This is a genomic window from Leptospira terpstrae serovar Hualin str. LT 11-33 = ATCC 700639 (genome assembly GCF_000332495.1).
GTDB lineage: Bacteria > Spirochaetota > Leptospiria > Leptospirales > Leptospiraceae > Leptospira_A > Leptospira_A terpstrae.
The window spans coordinates 42,524-63,067 of record NZ_AOGW02000011.1 but is presented as its reverse complement, the minus strand read 5'-3'; the positions used below and the strand labels follow the sequence as shown (position 1 = coordinate 63,067).

At 38.8% G+C, this 20,544-nt stretch carries 20 protein-coding genes; 14 read left to right on the top strand and 6 right to left on the bottom strand.

The genetic code is table 11. The features are described from left to right. Nucleotides 1–16: 16 nt before the first annotated feature. Entirely contained in the window at nt 17–1,969 is a 1,953-nt protein-coding gene (locus tag LEP1GSC203_RS13500) for a SpoIIE family protein phosphatase (protein ID WP_039938030.1), read from the top strand. A 30-nt stretch (nt 1,970–1,999) separates the two neighbouring features. On the opposite strand, the gene LEP1GSC203_RS13495 is transcribed toward LEP1GSC203_RS13500, so the two are convergent. Further along, nucleotides 2,000–2,533, bottom strand: a complete 534-nt coding sequence (locus tag LEP1GSC203_RS13495) for a class I SAM-dependent methyltransferase (protein ID WP_002974699.1) — start codon at nt 2,531–2,533, stop codon at nt 2,000–2,002. Nucleotides 2,534–2,771: 238 nt separating this feature from the next. On the opposite strand from LEP1GSC203_RS13495, the gene LEP1GSC203_RS13490 reads away from it, so the two are divergent. The 5 genes from LEP1GSC203_RS13490 to LEP1GSC203_RS13470 all read left to right on the top strand — a co-directional run bounded on the left by LEP1GSC203_RS13490 (nt 2,772) and on the right by LEP1GSC203_RS13470 (nt 8,429). Then, nucleotides 2,772–3,383 carry a hypothetical protein gene (locus LEP1GSC203_RS13490; protein ID WP_002974583.1) on the top strand — a complete coding sequence of 204 codons (612 nt, stop codon included), beginning with the start codon at nt 2,772–2,774 and terminating at the stop codon, nt 3,381–3,383. A gap of 83 nt (nt 3,384–3,466) precedes the next feature. After that, nucleotides 3,467–4,048: a CarD family transcriptional regulator gene (locus LEP1GSC203_RS13485; protein WP_039938068.1), complete on the top strand. Its 582-nt coding sequence runs from the start codon at nt 3,467–3,469 to the stop codon at nt 4,046–4,048. Between the two features lie 39 nt (nt 4,049–4,087). Continuing rightward, nucleotides 4,088–5,125, top strand: coding sequence for a PIN/TRAM domain-containing protein (locus tag LEP1GSC203_RS13480; RefSeq protein ID WP_002974574.1), 1,038 nt, complete (start codon nt 4,088–4,090; stop codon nt 5,123–5,125). Between the two features lie 24 nt (nt 5,126–5,149). Next, nucleotides 5,150–6,913 (top strand): apolipoprotein N-acyltransferase, encoded by a 1,764-nt coding sequence (locus LEP1GSC203_RS13475; RefSeq protein WP_002974742.1) that lies wholly within the window; start codon nt 5,150–5,152, stop codon nt 6,911–6,913. Then, nucleotides 6,894–8,429, top strand: coding sequence for a hypothetical protein (locus LEP1GSC203_RS13470; protein WP_002974612.1), 1,536 nt, complete (start codon nt 6,894–6,896; stop codon nt 8,427–8,429). The genes LEP1GSC203_RS13475 and LEP1GSC203_RS13470 overlap by 20 nt, the downstream gene beginning before the upstream one ends. 62 nt (nt 8,430–8,491) lie before the next feature. Here LEP1GSC203_RS13470 and LEP1GSC203_RS13465 read toward each other — a convergent pair whose 3' ends face one another. After that, on the bottom strand, nt 8,492–8,941 hold the full coding sequence (locus tag LEP1GSC203_RS13465) for a hypothetical protein (RefSeq protein WP_232225895.1): 450 nt from the start codon (nt 8,939–8,941) through the stop codon (nt 8,492–8,494). Between the two features lie 83 nt (nt 8,942–9,024). Then, on the bottom strand, nt 9,025–9,666 hold the full coding sequence (locus tag LEP1GSC203_RS13460) for a flagellar filament outer layer protein FlaA (protein ID WP_002974591.1): 642 nt from the start codon (nt 9,664–9,666) through the stop codon (nt 9,025–9,027). 63 nt (nt 9,667–9,729) lie between these two features. Between LEP1GSC203_RS13460 and ompL47 the strand changes: the two genes are divergently transcribed. Genes ompL47 through LEP1GSC203_RS13435 form a run of 5 tightly spaced genes read left to right on the top strand, consistent with a single transcriptional unit; the run spans nt 9,730 to nt 13,546 of the window. Beyond that, nucleotides 9,730–10,800 (top strand): multi-beta-barrel domain surface protein OmpL47, encoded by a 1,071-nt coding sequence (gene ompL47 / locus LEP1GSC203_RS13455; RefSeq protein ID WP_002974684.1) that lies wholly within the window; start codon nt 9,730–9,732, stop codon nt 10,798–10,800. A gap of 53 nt (nt 10,801–10,853) precedes the next feature. Next, entirely contained in the window at nt 10,854–11,531 is a 678-nt protein-coding gene (locus LEP1GSC203_RS13450; RefSeq protein ID WP_002974758.1) for a ComF family protein, read from the top strand. A 5-nt stretch (nt 11,532–11,536) separates the two neighbouring features. Continuing rightward, the gene (locus tag LEP1GSC203_RS13445; protein WP_002974559.1) at nt 11,537–11,887 is read left to right on the top strand and encodes an STAS domain-containing protein; all 351 of its coding nucleotides are present in this window, start codon (nt 11,537–11,539) and stop codon (nt 11,885–11,887) included. Continuing rightward, complete coding sequence (rdgB, locus tag LEP1GSC203_RS13440; protein WP_039938027.1) at nt 11,884–12,480, top strand: RdgB/HAM1 family non-canonical purine NTP pyrophosphatase; 597 nt, start codon at nt 11,884–11,886, stop codon at nt 12,478–12,480. Before LEP1GSC203_RS13445 ends, rdgB begins: the two co-directional genes overlap by 4 nt. A 40-nt stretch (nt 12,481–12,520) precedes the next feature. Then, nucleotides 12,521–13,546 (top strand): Lsa36 family surface (lipo)protein, encoded by a 1,026-nt coding sequence (locus tag LEP1GSC203_RS13435; RefSeq protein WP_039938026.1) that lies wholly within the window; start codon nt 12,521–12,523, stop codon nt 13,544–13,546. On the opposite strand, the gene LEP1GSC203_RS13430 is transcribed toward LEP1GSC203_RS13435, so the two are convergent. Next, on the bottom strand, nt 13,543–15,183 hold the full coding sequence (locus LEP1GSC203_RS13430) for an ATP-binding cassette domain-containing protein (RefSeq protein ID WP_002974759.1): 1,641 nt from the start codon (nt 15,181–15,183) through the stop codon (nt 13,543–13,545). The genes LEP1GSC203_RS13435 and LEP1GSC203_RS13430 overlap by 4 nt on opposite strands. A 50-nt stretch (nt 15,184–15,233) precedes the next feature. On the opposite strand from LEP1GSC203_RS13430, the gene LEP1GSC203_RS13425 reads away from it, so the two are divergent. From LEP1GSC203_RS13425 to LEP1GSC203_RS13415, 3 genes are read left to right on the top strand one after another with little or no spacing between them, the layout of a single operon-like run. Then, nucleotides 15,234–17,090 carry an OmpA family protein gene (locus tag LEP1GSC203_RS13425; protein ID WP_002974600.1) on the top strand — a complete coding sequence of 619 codons (1,857 nt, stop codon included), beginning with the start codon at nt 15,234–15,236 and terminating at the stop codon, nt 17,088–17,090. A gap of 3 nt (nt 17,091–17,093) precedes the next feature. Then, nucleotides 17,094–17,828 carry an LIC_11485 family protein gene (locus LEP1GSC203_RS13420; protein WP_002974711.1) on the top strand — a complete coding sequence of 245 codons (735 nt, stop codon included), beginning with the start codon at nt 17,094–17,096 and terminating at the stop codon, nt 17,826–17,828. Further along, the gene (locus LEP1GSC203_RS13415; RefSeq protein ID WP_002974736.1) at nt 17,825–18,811 is read left to right on the top strand and encodes a tetratricopeptide repeat protein; all 987 of its coding nucleotides are present in this window, start codon (nt 17,825–17,827) and stop codon (nt 18,809–18,811) included. The genes LEP1GSC203_RS13420 and LEP1GSC203_RS13415 overlap by 4 nt, the downstream gene beginning before the upstream one ends. 10 nt (nt 18,812–18,821) lie before the next feature. On the opposite strand, the gene LEP1GSC203_RS13410 is transcribed toward LEP1GSC203_RS13415, so the two are convergent. Then, entirely contained in the window at nt 18,822–19,286 is a 465-nt protein-coding gene (locus LEP1GSC203_RS13410) for a chemotaxis protein CheX (RefSeq protein ID WP_002974575.1), read from the bottom strand. Further along, nucleotides 19,287–20,528, bottom strand: a complete 1,242-nt coding sequence (locus LEP1GSC203_RS13405; protein ID WP_002974673.1) for a hypothetical protein — start codon at nt 20,526–20,528, stop codon at nt 19,287–19,289. Nucleotides 20,529–20,544 lie beyond the last annotated feature (16 nt).

Here is a 20,544-nt window from a genome sequence, read left to right as displayed (position 1 = left end):
CGTCTAATGAAGAATCGTGTATTATTACTTTAAAACGATTCTATCAAAATTTCTAGATCTGGTCCCTGAGAGGGAAATTTATAATCAGGATTATATACAGGAATTAGATAGGCACACAAGGATTATCCAAATCCCAGGAAGTATCATTGGCGTCTTTGGTATGTTAGGTTTCGCATTTGATACTGATGCCAAACTTCACCCTGAATTCCCAGAATTATTTTATTTCCGGATTGGATTTAGCTTACTTTGTTTTTTTTATATTGTCTTTATTCTTTATAACCACTCAAAAAAGATACATTCTTCCTGGGAAGGTCTGACTTGGGCCTATTTGGTATATGCTTATTTGCTTTTCACTGCCGCCTATTATACCGGTCGGATTGCAGACGATGCGGCTTATGTTTCAGGGTTCCAAATGTTGGTAATGATTCTCCCATTTTTACCGCTGCCGAGAAAAACTTTATTTATTTATTATCCCATTTCGCTTGTTATCTTTCTTGTTTCGGTAATGATTTATAAACCAAATCTCGCCACTGCTGCTGCATCCTATTCCATGCAGAATTTAGTGATCAGTTATATCCTTGGTATTTTTAGTGGATTCATCATTGAAGGGTATAGATTTCATTCCTTTTTAAATCACAAACGAATCATTAAAAAGAACGAAGAAATTACGAAAACTGTAGATGAAATTCAAACCTTAAAGTCACAACAAGATGGTGATTATTTTTTAACTTCACTTCTACTTGAACCATTACTTGGACATGAAACCGGTGGGAGCGCTGTGGCAATTGAAACAGTGGTCAACCAATACAAAAAATTTAACTTCAGAAACAAAGAATATCAGTTAGGCGGAGATTATGTATCCGTTTTTAACTTAATTTTGCAGGGAAAACGTTACAAAGCTTTTATAAATGGTGATGCGATGGGAAAATCCATCCAAGGAGCAGGGGGAGCCATCGTACTCGGTGCAGTCTATAACTCTATCATCATTCGTTCTAAGATGGATCCTGTTTCCTCTAATCGTTCTCCTGAACGTTGGTTACACGATTGTTATTTGGATTTACAGAAGGTTTTTGAAACCTTCGATGGGGCAATGTTAGTTTCTGCTGTAGTTGGGCTATTGGAAGAGTCTACTGGAACTTTGTATTTTATAAATTTAGAGCATCCTTGGGTAATTTTGTATCGTGATGGGAAGGCCTCCTTTATTGAAAATGAAATCCACTATTACAAGTTAGGTGTAATGGAAGGTTTGTCAGATACTTTTATCTCTGTCTTTCAAATGAAAAAAGGAGATAAAATTTTTTGTGGTTCTGATGGAAAAGACGATTTGGTGCTTTCCGAGGATGGAAGATTTCGTGATATTAATGAGGATCAAAACTTAATATTAGAAAATATTGAAGAAGCAGGTGGGGATATGCAATCTATTTTGGGTTGTCTCCGTAGGAAAGGAAAGTATTCGGATGATTTGAGTTTGATATCATTGCAATATAATTTGGATGCATATCCAAAACCAGGTAAGTTTTTTGTAGAAGCTCGCGAAAATATTCGAGAGAAACGTTTCGATAAGGCTTTGGATTTGTTATTGTCCTACGAGTCTGCTTTGGAAACTTCAATTTCCGAATTAAAGTATATAGCTAAATTGTATGAGAAAAAAGATGATTTAGTGAAAGCTATGGAATATGCAAGTCTTGCATTGGAAAATTATCCATCTGACACTGTATGGATGTTTCACACTTCAGTTTTGTATAAAAGAATGTATTCTTTATATAAGTCTCAATCATTTCTTGGAGAATCTCAAGAATTAGGGGAAAGGGTACGTCTTCGACAACCTTCTAATATACGAAACTTGATCCATTTAGCGGATGTTTGCCGGTTGAATGGGGATAAGGACAGGGCATCTTTTTTGATTGGATTGATTAAAAAAATGTCACCTGACCATCCTAAATTACAAGATTTACTTTCTGTTATGTAATTAGATAGAGACATATGATTCACGGTAAGTTTATATTTGGAGCCGAATGATTCTGCCTTCAATGTCTAGCTTTCGGAATGAATAATGTTCGCAAATCCATTCAAAGGCTTCTGCTGTATAAAAGAAGGTATGGGTACGGTCATTTTTATAATACCAACTTTCAAAATTGATAGAATCATTGTATGGGTAAGTGAGTATATACAGACTTCCACCTGGTTCAAGTAAGTTAGCTAATTTTTGAAACTCCTTTTTCGGTGAATGAAAATGTTCTACAACTTCAGTGAGAATGATAAAGTCGTAAGTTTGTTTTAGGTTTTCTGGATAATTTTGAAAGAAGGGATCATACAATTTGATTTTGAAACCCTCCTGTTCTAATAAATATTGAACCACGGGACCCGGACCTGCACCATAATCCAAACCTTTGTCAGACACTTTTTGATGCCTGATAACTTTTTCCACAATTGGTTTTAGAAAACTTTGGTAACGAGTATCATATACATCATTGTTATGTTCTATATACCTTAATTTTTCTGTTTCCTCGTTTGGCCAAAACGCCTGGTCCATAAATACCGAAAGGCAATTTAAACATCTAGAATAGGAACGAATGCGGTTCTTATGGAAAGGGGCAGAGTCAGATTCACAGAGAGGACAGTTCACGATTTTATAATATCATTTTAATAAATTGATTAGTGATATCAACTACGATCTCCAAGAATCAGAATCATTCTGATTTCATAAAAAACCATTCTATTTTTTCGATTTGGTGTCCGACAATTAGAGTAATAGAGATCCCGGAACGCCCATGCAAAATATCGATTATTCAAGAAAGCTTAGATCCGGCCGACCCTTAGAAGGCGAGGTTCCATCCTATTCTCCCCAACCTCATTCTTATCTTTCTAGTCCTCCGAAACCAAAATCTGCATTTATCCTTCTTATCGGAGGAATTCTATTGTTTACTTCAGGTATGGTTGTGGGAATCCAATTAGGACAAAAAGAGACTAAATTTAAAGAAAACTCTGAAACTTCTTTTTCCAATGTAGGTTCTACAAAAATACCTGCACCCAAACAAGCAGAAGCCAACGAAGAAGGACTCAACCCAAGCGAGAGCCGAGCCGAAGGATCAGATTCAGCTTCTGGGTCACCGTTTCCTGCAACCTTAAAATTCCCTCCAAAAAATGACCAAATCAATTACATGGTCCAAATTGGGGATTTCACCCCGGAAGAAGCCATTGCTGTGGGTAAACAACTGATTGATACCCATCCTTCCTTACGAGGAAGGATCTTTCGTACCTCTACTGGCAAACTATTTGCAGGATACTTCTATCGGTTGGATGACGCAAAAGAGACTTTGGATGCTGTGAAGTCAAAACTTCCTTCTCTTACCGACGCTCAGGTAAAAACCATTCGATTCTGAACTATTTTTGCCAACTTCCTTGACATTCGTCAATTTTCAGGTATAGTATGGGCAAGAGTATTTACGGAAGTTATTATACTTACTTGGCTACAAAAAAACTAAACGAAAAAACTAAAGAGCCTAAATTCAAGGTTGGGGATTATGTTGTATATCCCATCCATGGAGTAGGTGAAGTCACAGAAGTTGCAAAAAAGCTGATTCTGGGAAAGAAAAAAGACTGCTACAGTTTGGAAATTCAAGGTTCCAAAATGAAGGTCTCTATCCCTGTGGATCGCGCAATTGATGTGGGTATCCGGTCGATCATTGATAAAAAAGAGATCAAAAAAGTTCTCACTCTCCTAAAAAAGGATGAGGTCGACACGGAAGAGGACTGGAAGGTCCGTTACCAGAACAATATGAACAAGATTAAATCTGGTTCCATTTTCGAAGTGGCTGATGTTTGCCGTAATCTTTACAGACGTGCCTATGGCAAAGAACTTTCCATTATGGAAAGAAAGCTCTATGAGAGCGCCTATAATTTAGTAAAGATGGAAATTGCACTTAGTAAAGGTGTACCCCAGGAAGAAGCAGGGAACATCGTCTCGGACGTGTTAGCAGCTTCGGTTCAGGGAATGGCTCCACCACCACCTCCAAAAGAATTGGATGATGATCTAGATCTAGAATAAACTTCCGTTTTTGCTCAACTCTTTTACAAGGATTGAGTTATGAAACACTTACTTTCAGCCCTTGGGACGATTCTCGTCTCTTCGGTATCGTTTTTCTTCTTATATTCGGAATCGCAAAACCTCGTTTTGGCGGGGACACTTGCTGGAATCATTCTCGTATACTCCCTATTCCTCGTGTTAGGTGAAAGAAAATTATTCCCTGAAATCAAAGCCGATGTTGTACTTTGTGCTAGCATTGGAGCACTTCTCGGATTGTCTATTGCAGCATTTCCTGTGAGTCTCCTAAATGATTATGGCTATAAATCTATTGCTATTTTTGTAGCAGTACTTTTGTTCCTTACTGGAATCAAAACTGGAGTTGCGTTTTCAAGAAAGCCCGGTCTTGCCATTTTTGGTGGTGGAACTGGCGGAACAGGTTCTAGTTTTCAGATCCCAGGGTTAGAAAATGCAAATAGTCATATCCGCGATAAGATATTAGATACATCCGTTGTGATAGATGGTCGTATTTTAGATATTGCTGATACACATTTTTTAGATGGTCCCCTCATTCTACCTAACTTTGTATTACGAGAAATCCAACTAATTTCCGATTCTTCTGATCCTATCAAACGGGCTCGCGGAAGACGTGGTTTGGAAATGTTGAACAAACTCCAAAGAAAAGGTTCCATCGAAGTTAAAATCACTTATACTGATTATTCAGATACTAGAGAAGTCGATGCAAAACTTGTGAAATTAGCACGTGATACGGGAGGAGCTGTTGTTACAAACGACTTCAACCTAAACAAAGTGGCTGAATTACAAGGAGTTCGAGTTCTCAACTTAAATAACCTTGCCAATGCTCTAAAGCCTGTAGTTTTACCTGGTGAAGAATTTCAAATTTCCGTCATTAAAGAAGGGAAGGATGAAAACCAAGGAATCGGTTACTTAGAAGATGGGACTATGGTTGTGATTGAAAACGGCGGGCACTTAGTTGGTAAAGATGTACGTGTTGTTGTCACAAGTATCATCCAAACCGCTGCCGGTAAAATGATTTTCACAAAAGTGCAAAACGGTAACAATAACTACAACAAATCGTAATCTTTTTTTAGTAGTCTAACGGGTATGAAACTAGTACGTTTTTTAATTTCACGCGAAGGGTTCATATCCGTTTTTTGTTATACGATTACTGCTGTTTTTTCCTTTCTTTCCTTTGCTCCTTTGAGTTTGCCTTTTTTTGTTTGGGTAGCTCCATTCGGACTTTTTATCATCGAAAAAAGAAACCGAGGTGATTGGAAAAAACTGATCTATCACGGGTTTGGTTTTTCCATTTTATTTTATTTTGTTTCCTTCCATTGGGTTTACCATATGACCACTGTATTCGGTGGTTTTGATTGGTATTTAGCTGTTCCTATTTTCATTGGTTCTGCTATCCTTTTAAATTTCAAATTCCCAGTGTATCTTCTTCTGTTTTCTTTTTTAGCAAAACGTGTCGGAAGATTTTTTCCTGTCATTGCTTCTGTTTCCATTCTATTTGCTGAATTTTTTACTCCCCAAGTGTTTCCTTGGTATTTTGGCAACGTTGTCGCGGAAAATCAAATTTTAGCACAAAATGCAGAGTATACAAGTGCGTACGGACTGTCCGCATTTTTGTTTTTTGTTTCTTATTATCTTTTTTATCTCAGAAAACCAAGGTCTTTTCTTCGATTGTTTACCTCTTTTCTCTCAAAACATAAGGGCATTCAAAAAAAAATTGTTTTTGCTGGATTAGGTATTATATTTGTTTCCGCTTTGTTTTTTGCAAACGGCTACTATTTATTTCAGAAATGGTCCCAAGTAAAACCTATTGCAGAACGGGAAGTTCTCATCGTACAACCTAATGCTCCTTTGGAATTTCGAGATGGACGTAATCCCGCAGAAGAAATTCGTAATTTGATGACTCGTATCGATACGATGACAGAAATAGCACTAAAACAAAACCCCGTCGATCTAGTTGTATTGCCAGAATCGGGGATCCCCTTTTTCACAACACATGATACAGAAGTGACAAGGTATAGTCGTATCTATTGGCACCAGTTTGAATCACTTATGGCCATCCTTAGCCTTCGCCATGGGACAAATGTTTTTTATAATGAGTTAGATGCCGATGTTGTGCCAACAGCAATGCCTGGTCGCATTTCTAGACGGGATGTACGGATGTACAATTCGTCTGTCCTTATGAATCCAAATGGAGAAAGAAGGAATAGTTACCAAAAGGTATTTTTACTAATTTTTGGAGAATACATGCCATTTGAATGGATGTATGCTCTCTCAGGCCAAACTGGACAATTTGCACCGGGAACAAGCCTTGCTCTGATTCCATATTATGAACCGCGAAAGAATTCAACTTCCCAAACAAAAGACTTACATTGGGAAGATACTATGGTTATGGGGCCAGGGGGAGTTCGTGAATACTATTCAAAAGACAAAGTGGAAGAAAAAACTTTGGGTAGTTTTTTACCTTTGATTTGTTATGAAGTAATCATTTCTGAATATGTAAGAAAGTTTCAAGGTGATCCTGATTTTATTGTCAACGTTACCAATGATAAATGGTATGGGAATTCCGTTGAGTCATACCAACACCATACTTTAGGAAGACTACGTGCCATTGAGTTTCGTAAATGGATAGTTCGGTCTACAAATTCGGGTACTTCTGTGTTTACGGACCATTTAGGAAGAAATATCGATAATGATTTTACTCCTATCGAAACTACGGCAGTGATTAGAAAAAAAGTGCAGGTAATTCCTGGTGAAATGACTTTTTATCGTTTATACGGAAATCTACTTTCCTATTTGTATATGGGAATTGTTGGGATTGTATTCTTATTTTATGCAAAAAGGAATTCTTAATTTTTTATTTGAAAGTAGATTTTATTTTGCTTTTTATATTTCGGTTGTTCTCCACATAACATTAATTATATATTCCTTTAACCAATCCGACTCTCCTTATCAAAAAACTCTTTGTGGCCCTCCCTGGATTTATGTAACTGAGGAAGAGAAGGAAGTTTCTTTTCAGATGAGCTTTGGTAAGTTAGGTGGTGAATCTGGCAATGCAGAAGCGACCGATGAACCCAGTGATGGCGAAGAAGGAGATGAGGGCGACGGAGCTGGATTTTCCAAAGGTAAATACAAAGGAAGCCAATGGGAAAATCTGGTTAAAGATTTAGAAGGTACTTCTTCCTTACGTAAACAATTTAAAAATGAATATGACCAAATCAATGAAAATTCAGGGGTAGCTGATTCTTATATCAAACGAAATCGTGATTATGAAGATATCATCATCAAAGATGTACTCCCAACAGTAAAAGGGATTCGTGATCCATTCCGAGTAGACATTGAATCTGCCGAAGACAATTTATTTGTTCATAAAGAACGAAACCGTATTATTGAAGAGTTTCGAAAAGGGGATGAATCTTCTCCTCCCATCACCATGCGGATCTCAAAAGAAGGAGAGGCGGAACCAAAGTCACCTCTTTCCATGCCCAAAGAAGATCGTAGTAAATACTTGGATCGAACTCTCAAACAGAAAAAAGAAAAACAGTTAGATGAATTTATTTCTCGGTTTATGGGTTATGATCCAGACAAAGGAGACTTAAGTTTTTTTGTTCGTGATTTATATTATGAAAACTTACAACGATTAGCTTATCCATTCAGTGGGGATCCCAGTTATTTTGCTATTGATTACTTTCAAGAAAATCTTAACAAAGAAGATTTTCTTAGGCAAATGATGGCAGCTTTATCTGAAAATTTGGGAACGAATACTGGCACTGAAATCCTTTTTACTATTGAAAACATATATGAAATTCAAGCAAGAGCTCTAGAACAATACTTTCAATCAAAAGAGTTTTTGAAATTGGCAACACCAGAACAAAAACAAACTCTCCGATATGAAACCTTGAGACGAGTCGATGAAAAATATCGAAAACTTTTACGAGATAAAAAAATATTCACTCTCAAAGATGTTGAGGAAGCGTATTCTAAAAAACGAATCGATATCATAGATACTTTGATTTCAAAAACACCTAAGGGATACAGAATTAAAGACGGTTATTTTGATAAAGGTAGGATTCTTTGGGAAGCAGGAATGTCGCGAAAGGATTCCAAACTACTTACAGAAGCTATATCTAATTGGAACCGCATCCCGAATTTACAGGCGAATGGGGATTTCTTAAATGAAAAGCCTTACGAGGCAATTCAGTTATTGCTGAGAGATCTTGGAAATATTTCAGATGCCGACAGGTTATCCTCCGGTTCCAAAGACCAAATTGAATTTATTTTACGAACAAGACTGAGTGAAACGATGAATAAGAAAAAAGAAAGAGAAGATAAATTACTTTGGCCTAAATCCAAATTACCTACGAAGTAAGTTTGAAATCAAAAGTTAATTTTTGTTTGGTAGTTAGTAATTGTTATATAATTGAAAATTTGTTAGATCTTTAAGTTTTCGAGGCCGTTCTCATGAAACTCTTGCGCCCATTTATCATGGAAGGGAGTTTCCTTTTCGATTCGTTCTTCGATTGCCATTTGGGAAATTGCAGTTTCACCATAGTGGCGTAGGAAATCTCTGTGAGCCAATCTTTCAATGAGAGCTTGCCAGAATACTTCGTCTTCGTAGTCTTCTAAGATATCAACCAGACCACTTTCTTCTTCGAATTCCCTAGTTAAATAAGGTTCTCCATTGTTCTGATCAATTTGAACAATATTTCCAAGGCCTGCGTGTTCGGCCTGTGAGAATACATGGCGAACCACATCGGCAAATCGAGAATCTGTGTCAGGTTCGTCTTCTGATCTGTCCTTGGCTTGTAAGGTGGAAATGACCCAATCTCCCATATACACTAACTTAAGCAGGGTTTCGTATTGTTCTAGGGACAGTTCCATTTCCATTTAGGATCAGGTTCGGTCATGAGGTTATGAAGAAAAGAGTTTTTTTGCACAAAGAATCGATGTAGGGAGGCGAAAATTCAGTCCTCTAATAGGACTTCTTTATTACGGAGTGGCCTATATTTATCTCGTACTATGGCAGTTATGTCATCGATGGCAATGAGAACCTCTTGGTTTGGATCATTATTTTCATAGGGTAAATAAAAGAATCCGAGAATGCGTATGGAACTTTTTTGAAGAAAAACTCTATCATTTTGATCAAAATTTTTTGAAATCGAAACCGTAATTGATTTCCAACCTCGATAATTGAGTGAGGTGAGATTCAATTGTCTAACTTCTGCATCTTGCGATTCTATGATCAGTGTTAGGTTCCCATTGGATTGTGATGAATAGATGGGAATGGCAATTTCTTTGATAAAGGCATTTACTTCGATGGGTTTAGGAAAGTATAAAGAAAATGGGAAATTGGCTTCTTTGGGGATTCGTAAGACAAGTGCTTGTTTGGATCCTGGGATAGGTGCAGTGAAATTGGAAGAGAGGCTAATTTCTGGAAGTTTTGTACCTTTTTCCAATTTAGTGCGCAAGTTTTCCCGATTGTAGTTGGACAATTCAAAATTTTCGAGTAAAATCTCCCGCCAAATCCCTGCCTCAGCCTGAATTGGAACCATTCCTATCCAAAAAAGAAAAAGTGTAAGTTTCCCTAAGATTCTTGGTGCATTCATGTTGACAATAATTCCTTACGGGGGGGATATATATGATTTATCTGTAACAAGGAGACTTATACAATGCAGGCGCACAAATACCTTTTGGCCATACTGACAATATCTTTCGCAGGCCAAATCACAGCACAAGTTGCTGCACCAAAAGCCACTACTTCCACAAAAGACCAGGCAGTCAAAAAAACAGAGTCCACCTCTACTCAAGCCAAAGACGGTGTTAACAAAGCTGAGACAACCGTAAAAGACATTTTGGGTGACAAAAAAGAATCCGGAGCTGCTACTTCCGATCCATCTGCTCTTTTCATTACTAGCAAAACTTCTTTTTCATTAGATGCAAAGGACGAGTCTTCCACAATCGATTTTATTGAATGGAAACCAAAAAACGGAGAATACAGAAAGTATACACAACCGATCCGTATTTCCGAAGAAGGACTTACTGAAGTTTACTATCGTTCTGTTGACAAAGTAGGAAACGCTGAAACACCTAAGATCCTTGTTCTTCACGTTGATAACACTGCTCCTCATGTGAGCCTTGTTCCACAAGAACAGTTTTTTGTATTGGATGGAGTTCCTTTCGCTTCCAAAAATAATACATACACAATTGTTGCAGAAGACCAACAAACAGGTGTTGACAAAGTAAAGTTCAGCATCAACCAAGAGGCATCTAAAGCTTACACAGATCCAATCAAATTGGAAAATAGTGGAGCAAACGTAGTAAAATATTCAGCTACTGATAAATCTGGAAATTCTTCTCCTGAATCTTCTATCATCATTACTGTTGATGATGTGAAGCCTTCTATTGAAATCGTTCCTTCTTTTCCTTTAGTGGAAATTAACGGAAAAAACTTCCAAAGAAAAGGGAATGTATTCTACGTAAATGCTTCTGATAAAGAATCAGGTATCAAAAAAGTCCTCGTTAAAATTGACGAAGAGGAATACAAACCATACGTAGAAGCAATTGCAATTGAAACACAAGGTGACCATGTCATCAAAGCGATGGCAGTAGATAATGTTGGAAACCAATCTGACATAGTAGAAGTAAAACTCTCTGTAGATTTAACTCCTCCAACTTCTACGATTCAAAAATCAGCAGAAGCACCAAAGGTAGAAACACCAGCAACCACACCTGCTAAGTAATCTAATCCAAAAAAATTAGAACCGCAAGCAGGCGGATAGAAACCCCCCTCTATATGAGAGGGGTTTCTTTTGTATCCATATTTTTTCCAAAATTTTGTGTTCTATGCGGTGGTTTTGATTTGTTTTCAGAAACAATGGCTGTCTGCAAACCTTGCACAAAGTTACATTACCTTCCGCAAAAACAAAAATTAATTCCAAATCAGGTCAAACCTCAATCAGATCGATTTGTCTTTTATGACCAGGCCTTCTTTTTACAAAGGCGAGGTAGTTTTGAAAAAACTCTCTTTCAGTCTTTGAAATTTGAAAATGAACGGCCCTTGGCTAAGTACTTTTGTTTGGGACAAGGAACTCTTACAAATTTATTGAAAGAAGATCCACCGAACCTAGCCGTACTCGTTCCTTCTTCTCCCAAATCGGGACCCAGGCCTTACCATGCATCGTATGCCCTCCTCGAAAAATGGAAAAAACTTTGGAAAATCAGGGAAGATACTAGTTTGCGTAAGGTTTCAGCGGACAAACAGTCTGCGCAAGGGTTTGAGAATCGGTTTTTTCATGCAAAAAAGGCGTTCCAATTCATAAAAAGTGATAGAATCATGGAAGGAGTTCATGTTCTAATTGTAGATGATATATTCACGACGGGTGCCACTGTTAATGAAATCGCTAGACTGTACAAACAGGCTGGTGTTCGGAAAGTGACTTGCGTCGTGTTACTGTTAAGCGGGGGTGATTGAATCGAATGGATGTTCAAGTCAAGGATGACATAAGGATTATTAAGTTTTCTGGGGCCATCCTCAAGGTTGATTCTGATGAGATTGAAAAAGAACTTTCAAAACTCACGCAAAGTTCTGTTAAAAAAATCATTCTGGATCTAACAAAAGTTCATCATATTTGTTCGACTGCACTTGGGATTTTTGTAGCCACCAAACGTAAGTTAAAACCTATGAATGGTGATATTAAAGTGATTGTTGTCGATGAAGATTTGATTCAATTGTTTGAAATTACAATGCTCGACAAGGTATTCGAAATTTTCCCTGATTTATCTGCAGCAATGGAAGGATTCCAACTCGACGAGGAAGATTCTCACTGACAAAGAGAACTTTAGCATTTGCTTCCGGTAGTGCACACAAATGGAAGGAAATGCAGATGTTACTTGCTCCTTACGGTTTTGAGGTAGTCCTTCCTAAAGATTTAGGAATTTCTTTTTCACCAGAAGAAACAGAGACTACCTTTACCGGAAATTCCTTTATTAAATCAAAAGAACTTTATCGCCTAACTGGGATTCCCTCTTTTGCGGATGATTCTGGAATTTCTGTTCCAGCACTTGGTGGGGAACCGGGAGTGTATTCCGCTCGTTTTGGTGGTCCTGGTCTCAGTGATAAAGAACGTGCCAATTTCCTTTTGAAAAAGTTGGGTACAAATAAGGATCGGAGAGCTTACTATAGTTGTGTTGTGAGTTATGTGGATAAAAACCAAGAGGTATCTTTTGAAGGTAGAGTCGACGGTCTAATTGCCGAGGACTACGATGAAGAAGGAAAGTTTGGATTTGGTTATGATCCTATTTTTATTTATCCTCCTTTTGATAAACGATTTTCCCAAATTCCAGAATCAGAAAAAAATACCGTATCCCACCGTAAAAAAGCAATGGAACTTTTTTTAGATTGGCTACAAAAACAGAATTAACATAAGTTAGATTTCGTATCTAACAAATTCCGCCACAAACATGAGATTCTTTTTCCATTTTATTTTCCTCGTATTGCTGATACCAACAGCAGGGTCAAATCTGCAGGCGCAAGTTTTATGTTTGGGGGGAGAATGTTCCAATATCCCAGCCGACTACCAAATATTAGGAAATTTTGCAAAACCTGTTTTTGATAAAATTTATACAAATGGTTTTCTTCATTCCATGGGGGACAACGCTGTTTTACAAAATTTGAACTCTAACCAATCAGGGGGAACTAAGGTGGATCGATATCGCCTAGGGCTTGGTTATACGGTATCACAAGGGCAAGCGAAAGCACGAGATTTTTATTATGAAAATTCAGAACTAAGAACATTACCGAAACGAGGCGTTGCGGCATCACCTTCCTTTAGTTTTACGGCCAATTTGGGGGAATGGATCAATAGTCCTAATGCCAAACAATGGAATCTGACTGTCCATTTTTTCCCCTACGAGTTTGGGGAAGCCAATATTCCATTTGTAAAGATTCGCAATACAGAAGTAAACGGGCGAGTAAATAATTTTGGAGCTGTCCTTCGTTACTTTCCGGTTGATTCTGGCTTTTCCTTTGGACTGGGTATTTTCCAAACCAATCAAGATATCTACTTAAGTTCTTATGACAGAAGACCCACTCAATTTAGGATTGATGGAGATAAACGTCGTTGGATCGGTCAAAATGATTTGTTTTATCAATCGAGAATTACTTCGGGTTCCATAGATATAAAATACAACTATACGATTGGATTTTTATCGATAATACCTGGTTTAGGTTTTGTTTATAATCATGGTTATACGGCAGTTCAAGCTAGTCGGTTTGCCGCAATTTCCAGAATGGAAAATCCGGATGACTTTGGCTCTGTACCCAGTGCCATCGGGATTCGTCTAGCAACAAGGCATAATCATAGATCTGGGTTTGGATATGGGAGTTTGGGATTTCAAATTGGTATGGGAGAATTTAGTCTGACGACTGAGTTAATGGCAGGGAAAGAAATCCAATCGATTAACCTTTCCCTGCAAAAACATTTTTAAGTAGTGATGATCGCACCACCTGTAAGGCGTTTGTAGAAATCGTTTCCTTCCCTTTCCAAAAATTCTTCGTAATTTCCTTTGAAGTCTTTGATTCCTTCGGGAGTGACTTCTATAATTCTTGTACAAAGAGATGAGATAAACTCTCTATCATGGGAAACTAATATGACAGTCCCATCAAACAAAGACAAGGCGTAGTTTAGAGCTTCAATGGTTTCTAAATCCAAGTGGTTAGTTGGTTCATCCAGTGCGATGACATTGTCCCCTGCAAGGATCATCTTACCAATGATCATTCGCGATTTTTCCCCTCCGGAAAGAACCGTAGTGGATTTATTCGCCATATCTCCAGAAAAAAGCATCCTACCGAGAATGGCGCGAATTTCTTGAACTTCTGTCCCTTGCGGTGAGTTACGTAATAACCATTCCACTAGAGTATCTGCATCTGGTTCCATTGCCTCACGGTGGTCTTGTGGGAAGAAGGAAGTCTCTACCGAATCTCCCCATTTCACCTGACCCGAATCGGGTTCTAATTTTTTTAATAACATTTTAAGAAGAGTGGTTTTACCAACACCGTTTGTTCCCACAATCCCTACCTTTTCTCCCTTGGTGACAGAGGTACTAAATTCTTTGATGACTGGTTTCCCATCGTAAGATTTAGAAATGTTTATAGCTTCAAACACATCTTTTCCAAGTGTACGTTTTGCCTTGAAACGAATGTAAGGTGCTACTCGAGAAGATGGTTTTACATCCACCATTTCTCCTTTGATTTTTTCGATCATTTTTTGACGAGAAGTAGCTTGTTTTGATTTACTTGCGTTTGCAGAAAATCGAGAAACAAACTCTTGTAAGTCGGCAATTTTTTCTTTTGCCCGTTTACTATCACTCATTAACTGCTCACGCGATTGTTCTGCCGCAATCATAAAGTCGTCATAGTTTCCTGGGAACACGCGGATCGTATTGTAATCCAAATCGGCGATATGTGTGGCTACGGAATTGATAAAGTGACGGTCATGGGAGATCACTATGACCACACCTTCATAATTGATCAAAAGTTCTTCCAACCAATGGATGGTTTTGATATCTAAGTGGTTCGTTGGTTCATCCAAAAGGAGGACATCGGGTTTTAAAAATAAAACTTGGGCCAAAAGAACCCTGAGTTTGAAACCACCGGTAAGAAAATTCAAAGGACGGTTATGGGCAGTGGTAGGGATCCCCAAACCTTCTAGAAGCTCACCTGCCACAGATTCGGCCTCGTACCCACCCATATCAGCGAAAATTTCCTCAATCTCTGAGATTCGCATTCCGTCTTCATCGGTCATGTCCTCTTTGGCGTAGATGGCATCACGTTCTGACATGACATTCCAAAGTTCAGGATTTCCCCGTAGCACCGTGCCAAGGACCGTCTCATTTTCGTATTCGTAGTGGTCCTGTTTCAAATAACCAACCTTAACATCCTTGTCGAGGGCGACAGAACCGGCCGAAGGCTGTAAAATTCCGGCTAAAACCTTCATAAAGGTCGATTTTCCGGACCCATTGGCTCCGATCAGACCGTAACGGCATTCCGGTTTGAATTTAATGGAGACGTTTTCGAAAAGAGGTTTTTTCCCGAAGGAGACTGTAATGCCGCTAGCTTGGATCATAAGTCAATTTTCTAAGGGAATCGGAGGTTTCAACCGACATTTCGTATGGTATGGTACGGATTCTCATCATCATTCTCCTCCTTTTTGGGAACGGGCTCATTAGCTCGCAAAGTGTTAAAAATGGAATCCAGGTTTTGGAGGGCGACTTACTGAATACCGGCCATCTGCTCCGCACTGACAAACAGGTTTTCCGTATCAGCACCGGTGTTTTACAAGAGGAGCTTGCCTATTTGGCAGGGAAAAAGATACGCATGTTATGCGATGTCCAAGGGGAGACTTGCAGCCCAGTTCGTTATGAGATGGAACCTTTTGAATCGGGGAAAACTCCCGATTGGACATTAAAAAAAATACCCCGCTATGTAACCCAAGGCCAATTTTCTTTTAACCCGCAGTGTACACCAGACGGCAAAGTTTTATTTTGGACGGCACTGGTTCGCGAAGGTGGTAGATCCACGCAAAAAATTTGGGCCGCCAAACGAGACCAATACGGTTTTTGGATGCAAGGGGAACAACTTCCTACACCACTTAACAATCGTTTTCCTTCTGCAGTGATTTCTGCTCTCCCCGGTGGGAATGAATTATTTGTCTTCGGTAATTTTGGGGAAGAAGAAATGTTGGATAACCTGAAACGAGAGATGATGTACAAATCTCAAATTGCATCCAGGGAAGCACAAAATCCAAAAGAGTTTCATCTTGTTCTTACTAAATTAGAAACTGAATATAAAGAGCGATCCGAAAAAATTCAAAACCGCGCACCCTTATACAAAACACATAAAACGGAATCTGGTTGGTCAATGCCTTCCCCCATCAACTTCCCTAGTTTTTATAATTGGTATAGGAAGGCTGATAATCCCAACCAACAGGTATTTGGTGGATCTGCGTTGGCATCCAGTGCTCGGACTCTAATATACTCGGCTCAACAAAAGAAAAATTTTGGTAAGTTAGATTTGTATGTCAGTTTACAAAATGATGCAGGTGTATTTGAAGAAGGAATCAACTTAGGAAATACTTTGAATACTAGCGAAGAAGAGATGGCCCCATTTCTTGGACCGGATGACAAAACATTATACTTTTCATCGTCTGGAAGAAAAGAAGGGATTTCCATCTTTATTTCAAGAAGGTTAAACGATTCTTGGACATCTTGGTCTGAACCACAAGAACTTTCACCTAATCTAAGAGGTGTAAATTTCTTTAGTATTCCTGCTGTTGGGAATTGGGCCTATATGTCCCGAGAAGGGGAGTTGTATATGGCCGCCATTCCTCATCACTTCCAACCAGAACCAGTGGTAGTGATTAAAGGTAAAGTTGTGGATGAAGAAGGAAAACCGCTTTCGGCCTTTGTGCAATATGAATCTTTAAACAGAAAAAAATCCATCGGATCCACTGTGAGTGATCCGGGGACAGGTGAGTTTAGCATCATACTTCCTTATGATGAAAATTATGGTTTTTATGGTGAGAAGGAAGGATACCTTCCTGTTTCACAAAACCTAAATTTGGTGGGAAAGGAAAAGGAAGATAAAGAAAAAACGGTCCTACTGGTTCTACCGAAGTTAAAAAAAGGAAACCAAATTGTGATGAACAATTTGTTCTTCGCTTTTCGCTCTGCCGATCTCACCAAAGAATCAGAACCGGAACTTGACAGATTGGCAGGGATCCTCCGAAAATCGGCCAATTTGAAGATCCTAATTGAAGGACATACGGATAATGTTGGGACCAAATCTGCCAATCAAAAGTTATCGTTGGAAAGAGCAAATTCGGTTGCTAATTATTTGAAGTCTAAACATAAAATAGAAGAATCACGAATTGCGATCGTAGGTCATGGCCCTCAAGTGCCCATTGCAGACAATTTGACCGAAGAAGGTCGTGGGACAAACCGAAGGGTCGTCTTTAAAATTTCGGAAGAGTAACACGTGGATATCAAAAATATAAATATACCCAAAGTCAATGTAGACACCCAAAAGATGATGGGTGCAGTCGATGGTCTTGTAGATAAAATACCATCCCAAGTCCAAGACCTACTCAAAAAAATCGCCATCTCGCTCTTTGTCTTTTTTCTTATTATGGCCATTTATGTAGGATGGACCAACGGTTGGGAAAATGCCAAACCCCAAGGGATGCAACTCGCCCAGGATACCCGTAGTTTATTTCTAACAGAAATTGAACGTGATTATAACAGGAAACGAAAAGATGTTCGCATGTCCGATCCTGAAAATTTAAAATACGAATCCAATCGAAAGATGCAATTTGATTTTATCAGCGAAAGGGAATCCAACGGATACTCACATGATACCATCCCAGAAGAACAAGATTTTTTGGGAAAAGAATATGACTTTAGAAATCGTAAAGCCGAAGATACTTCGGTCCCACCCATATACACTCCGTCAGGTGATGGTTTGATACCTGCACCCATTGATGTTGTGCCCATTCAGCCAAAAGAAAATTCTAATACAACTGGTGCAACAGAATCTGATGATGAAATCCGTATGCAACGAATGTTAAACCGAGTTTCTGATTTGGAAAAAAAAGTGAAGGCTAAAAACGAAGAAAAGAATTTGGAGACTTTGAAATTACCCAAACCGCCAGAATCGAGTGAAGGTGTTGGAAAACCGAGAAGTTTGGAACGAATTCCTAAAAACTTAAGATGAAGGTTTTTGTTTTGATCTCTAAATTTAAAAATTTTGTTTTAGCTTTCTCTCAAGTAATTCTTTTGTTTGCATATTCTTCCCTTGCTGCAGAATCCACTGAGTTGTTTTTGCCTTTTCCGGAAACTTGGAACAAAGACGTTATCAATTCTAACACAGATCCGTCGACTAACTCAAAAAATTCAAATGTTAGCTCTAATCCTAACTCTATCATCAATTCCAATCCTAAACCATCTACTGCGGTTCCTTCCGAAACCAATGTAGAAACACAAGGGACTTCCCTTGCTTCCAACAACCAAACTTCTATTACTACAAAATCAAAACCCTTAGAGAAGAAGAAAAAAAAGAAGGAAGTGGTCGATCCTTCACAGGCCTCCTTCCAAAAAGGAAAGGCGTATTTAACAAGGGACCAAAAGAAATCCGCTGAATCTGAGTTTGCTGAATCCTATGGAAAGGAAGGGGAAGCAGCGAAGTTTTCTCGAGTAGAAAACACAAATCTCTATGGCTTAGATGGGAAAGATAAAGAATCCAATGGACTTGTGGAAAAACAAGAAGATGCAGATCTCAAAATCAAAACCCAGTTTGAACTTGCTAGGTCTCTCGATCGAATTGGAAATCCTGAATCAGAAGAAAAAGCTTATAAAGAATACCTAAAACTTGTAACAGAGTTTCCAAAACATCCAGAACTAACACCTAGATCCCATTATGCGGTTGCCATACTTCTCATTCGTAAAAAGGAATTTCGTTCAGCAGCACACCAACTGGTGAGTATTCTAAAGAATTATAAAGAGTCGGCAGAGTTTCTTCCGGCGCATTATTATTTAGGTAAAATTTACGAGAGCAGTTGGGACGAGAGGGATTTGGAACGTTCCTTAAAGTACTATCAACTTTATATGAATGGAATGGAAGGGAAATCGTCCGTAACTGGATATGATTTTAGAAAAGAAACCCGCGAAAGACTGCGGGTTTTAGGTTCTTCGATTTAAGAATAAATGGTTATGCAATTGCGACATTCACTTCGATACGTCCAAACTTAGAATATAAGTTGATGGAAAGTGTTGGTTTTTTGTTAAACCGAACAGAAGTGTTATTCGTTTCTTGGATGTTTGGCGTTGTGATTTCCACCGATTGGCCAGCAGATGTAAAAATATTCATCGCATTACCGGTAGTCATGTTGGCGATCTCACCAAGGATGTCTTTGTATTCGTTTTTTACATCCTCATCGGAAAGACCTGGCACAAGTTTGCGGGACACTTTGTACGCAGCATCTAGGTTCATGCTATAAACCACTTCACCACTAAAGGAACCCACTACACCAATGATAATTGCGATTTCGTGACTTGGAGCTGGTGAGTCCTTAATCCCGATTTTTCCTCGGATGAGATCCTGTTGTAACACATCGCGAAAAACGATGGTGGCTGCTTCCAGGAACGGGTTGATGAAGTCGGCTTTAATTTGCATTTATTCTAAAGAGAGAAGGCCTTTTTTCTCTACGTTGTATTCTGCTGCTAGGGACTGGTTTATTTCAAGAAAAAAGCTAAGAAGTTGCCTTTGTTTCAGAAAATCTGTCGCCTGGTCTGCCGGTTTTTTCGCTGTGGTTTGTCCGTAGGTAAGTGCACCAAATTCCACATAAACCTGTTTGTCGTTGTCCGAGAAAGGACCCACAACGGTTTTTTTGCTAAAAGGATCGTTAGCGAGGGTTTCCCAAAACTTAGCAGAGTTCGCCAAACGGTAGCTATTTCCACGGTTGGAAGTCACTAGTTTTAAGTCAGACAAAGAAACATTAGATACAGTTTCTATGGGTTGTAAAGTTTCCCCAGCAATGGCTTCTAGAGCATTGGGTTCTGAAACTTTAGCGGCGATACGACCCTTCCATAACTCTACTTCTTTTCTTTTACGATCGAATTTCATCTTGGAAAGCAAAAGAGGTTTTCTTGATTCGAAACTGACAAAGTTTCCCGAAGGATCTTTTGAGAGAGTTCCTTCTTTCTTTTCTTTCTCGTATTCTTTCATTAGTTCTGCATCGGAAATATTGATTTTGGCTTCCACGGCATTAAGAAGATTGACTTCGGAAATGGCCACAATTCGAAAAGAAATTTTGGCTCTTTTTGCTTCGTCTTCTAGTTCCGCTTCGTTTTCGGTGGGGGAAAGTGGTTGTTCCAAAAAGTTAGGAAAAAGGGCAGAACCAGTTGCAGAATCAATTCGGTAATTCATCGGCGCTGACCGGTAGATTTGTTGGTAAATTTCTGTGAGAGAACGAGAGTCTTCTTCTCCGTATCCGGCTTGGGAAACAGATTCTTTATGCACTTCACGAGCTTGTTTGGACATCTCCCGTTTGATGCTGATTTCGGAAACTTGGAAACCAACAGAAGTGGCAATGTCATTAGCTATATAGATTTCCCTAACTGTGGAATAGGCACAAGAATTGAGAAGTTCGGGATTTTGCGCTGTTTCCCGACCATACTGTTGGTATCGGTAATAACAATCGCGTTTGGCAGCGTTGAAGTAATCCACAGGAATACTTCTTCCTGCAATAGTTCCCGCTTTGGTCGAATTTTGGCCTGTGATGGCACCCATAAGGCTTTGTTCTGCATCACCAGGTAAAAAGGTTATGATCAGGGTTCCGACTAAAATGAATAAAAAGAGAGCAATAATCGTACGATAGATTTTTTCTTTGAGGGTAGAGGGTTCTTCTTCGAACATAAAGGAAGCGTTTCCG

Bases quoted from the DNA above. Each gene is read 5' to 3' on its own strand.
- LEP1GSC203_RS13495 (WP_002974699.1), bottom strand. From the start codon at position 2,533: ATGGACCAGGCGTTTTGGCCAAACGAGGAAACAGAAAAATTAAGGTAT.
- LEP1GSC203_RS13490 (WP_002974583.1), top strand. From the start codon at position 2,772: ATGCAAAATATCGATTATTCAAGAAAGCTTAGATCCGGCCGACCCTTA.
- LEP1GSC203_RS13480 (WP_002974574.1), top strand. From the start codon at position 4,088: ATGAAACACTTACTTTCAGCCCTTGGGACGATTCTCGTCTCTTCGGTA.
- LEP1GSC203_RS13475 (WP_002974742.1), top strand. From the start codon at position 5,150: ATGAAACTAGTACGTTTTTTAATTTCACGCGAAGGGTTCATATCCGTT.
- LEP1GSC203_RS13470 (WP_002974612.1), top strand. From the start codon at position 6,894: ATGCAAAAAGGAATTCTTAATTTTTTATTTGAAAGTAGATTTTATTTT.
- LEP1GSC203_RS13465 (WP_232225895.1), bottom strand. From the start codon at position 8,941: ATGGAACTGTCCCTAGAACAATACGAAACCCTGCTTAAGTTAGTGTAT.
- LEP1GSC203_RS13460 (WP_002974591.1), bottom strand. From the start codon at position 9,666: ATGAATGCACCAAGAATCTTAGGGAAACTTACACTTTTTCTTTTTTGG.
- ompL47 (WP_002974684.1), top strand. From the start codon at position 9,730: ATGCAGGCGCACAAATACCTTTTGGCCATACTGACAATATCTTTCGCA.
- LEP1GSC203_RS13450 (WP_002974758.1), top strand. From the start codon at position 10,854: ATGAGAGGGGTTTCTTTTGTATCCATATTTTTTCCAAAATTTTGTGTT.
- LEP1GSC203_RS13445 (WP_002974559.1), top strand. From the start codon at position 11,537: ATGGATGTTCAAGTCAAGGATGACATAAGGATTATTAAGTTTTCTGGG.
- LEP1GSC203_RS13435 (WP_039938026.1), top strand. From the start codon at position 12,521: ATGAGATTCTTTTTCCATTTTATTTTCCTCGTATTGCTGATACCAACA.
- LEP1GSC203_RS13430 (WP_002974759.1), bottom strand. From the start codon at position 15,183: ATGATCCAAGCTAGCGGCATTACAGTCTCCTTCGGGAAAAAACCTCTT.
- LEP1GSC203_RS13425 (WP_002974600.1), top strand. From the start codon at position 15,234: ATGGTACGGATTCTCATCATCATTCTCCTCCTTTTTGGGAACGGGCTC.
- LEP1GSC203_RS13415 (WP_002974736.1), top strand. From the start codon at position 17,825: ATGAAGGTTTTTGTTTTGATCTCTAAATTTAAAAATTTTGTTTTAGCT.
- LEP1GSC203_RS13410 (WP_002974575.1), bottom strand. From the start codon at position 19,286: ATGCAAATTAAAGCCGACTTCATCAACCCGTTCCTGGAAGCAGCCACC.
- LEP1GSC203_RS13405 (WP_002974673.1), bottom strand. From the start codon at position 20,528: ATGTTCGAAGAAGAACCCTCTACCCTCAAAGAAAAAATCTATCGTACG.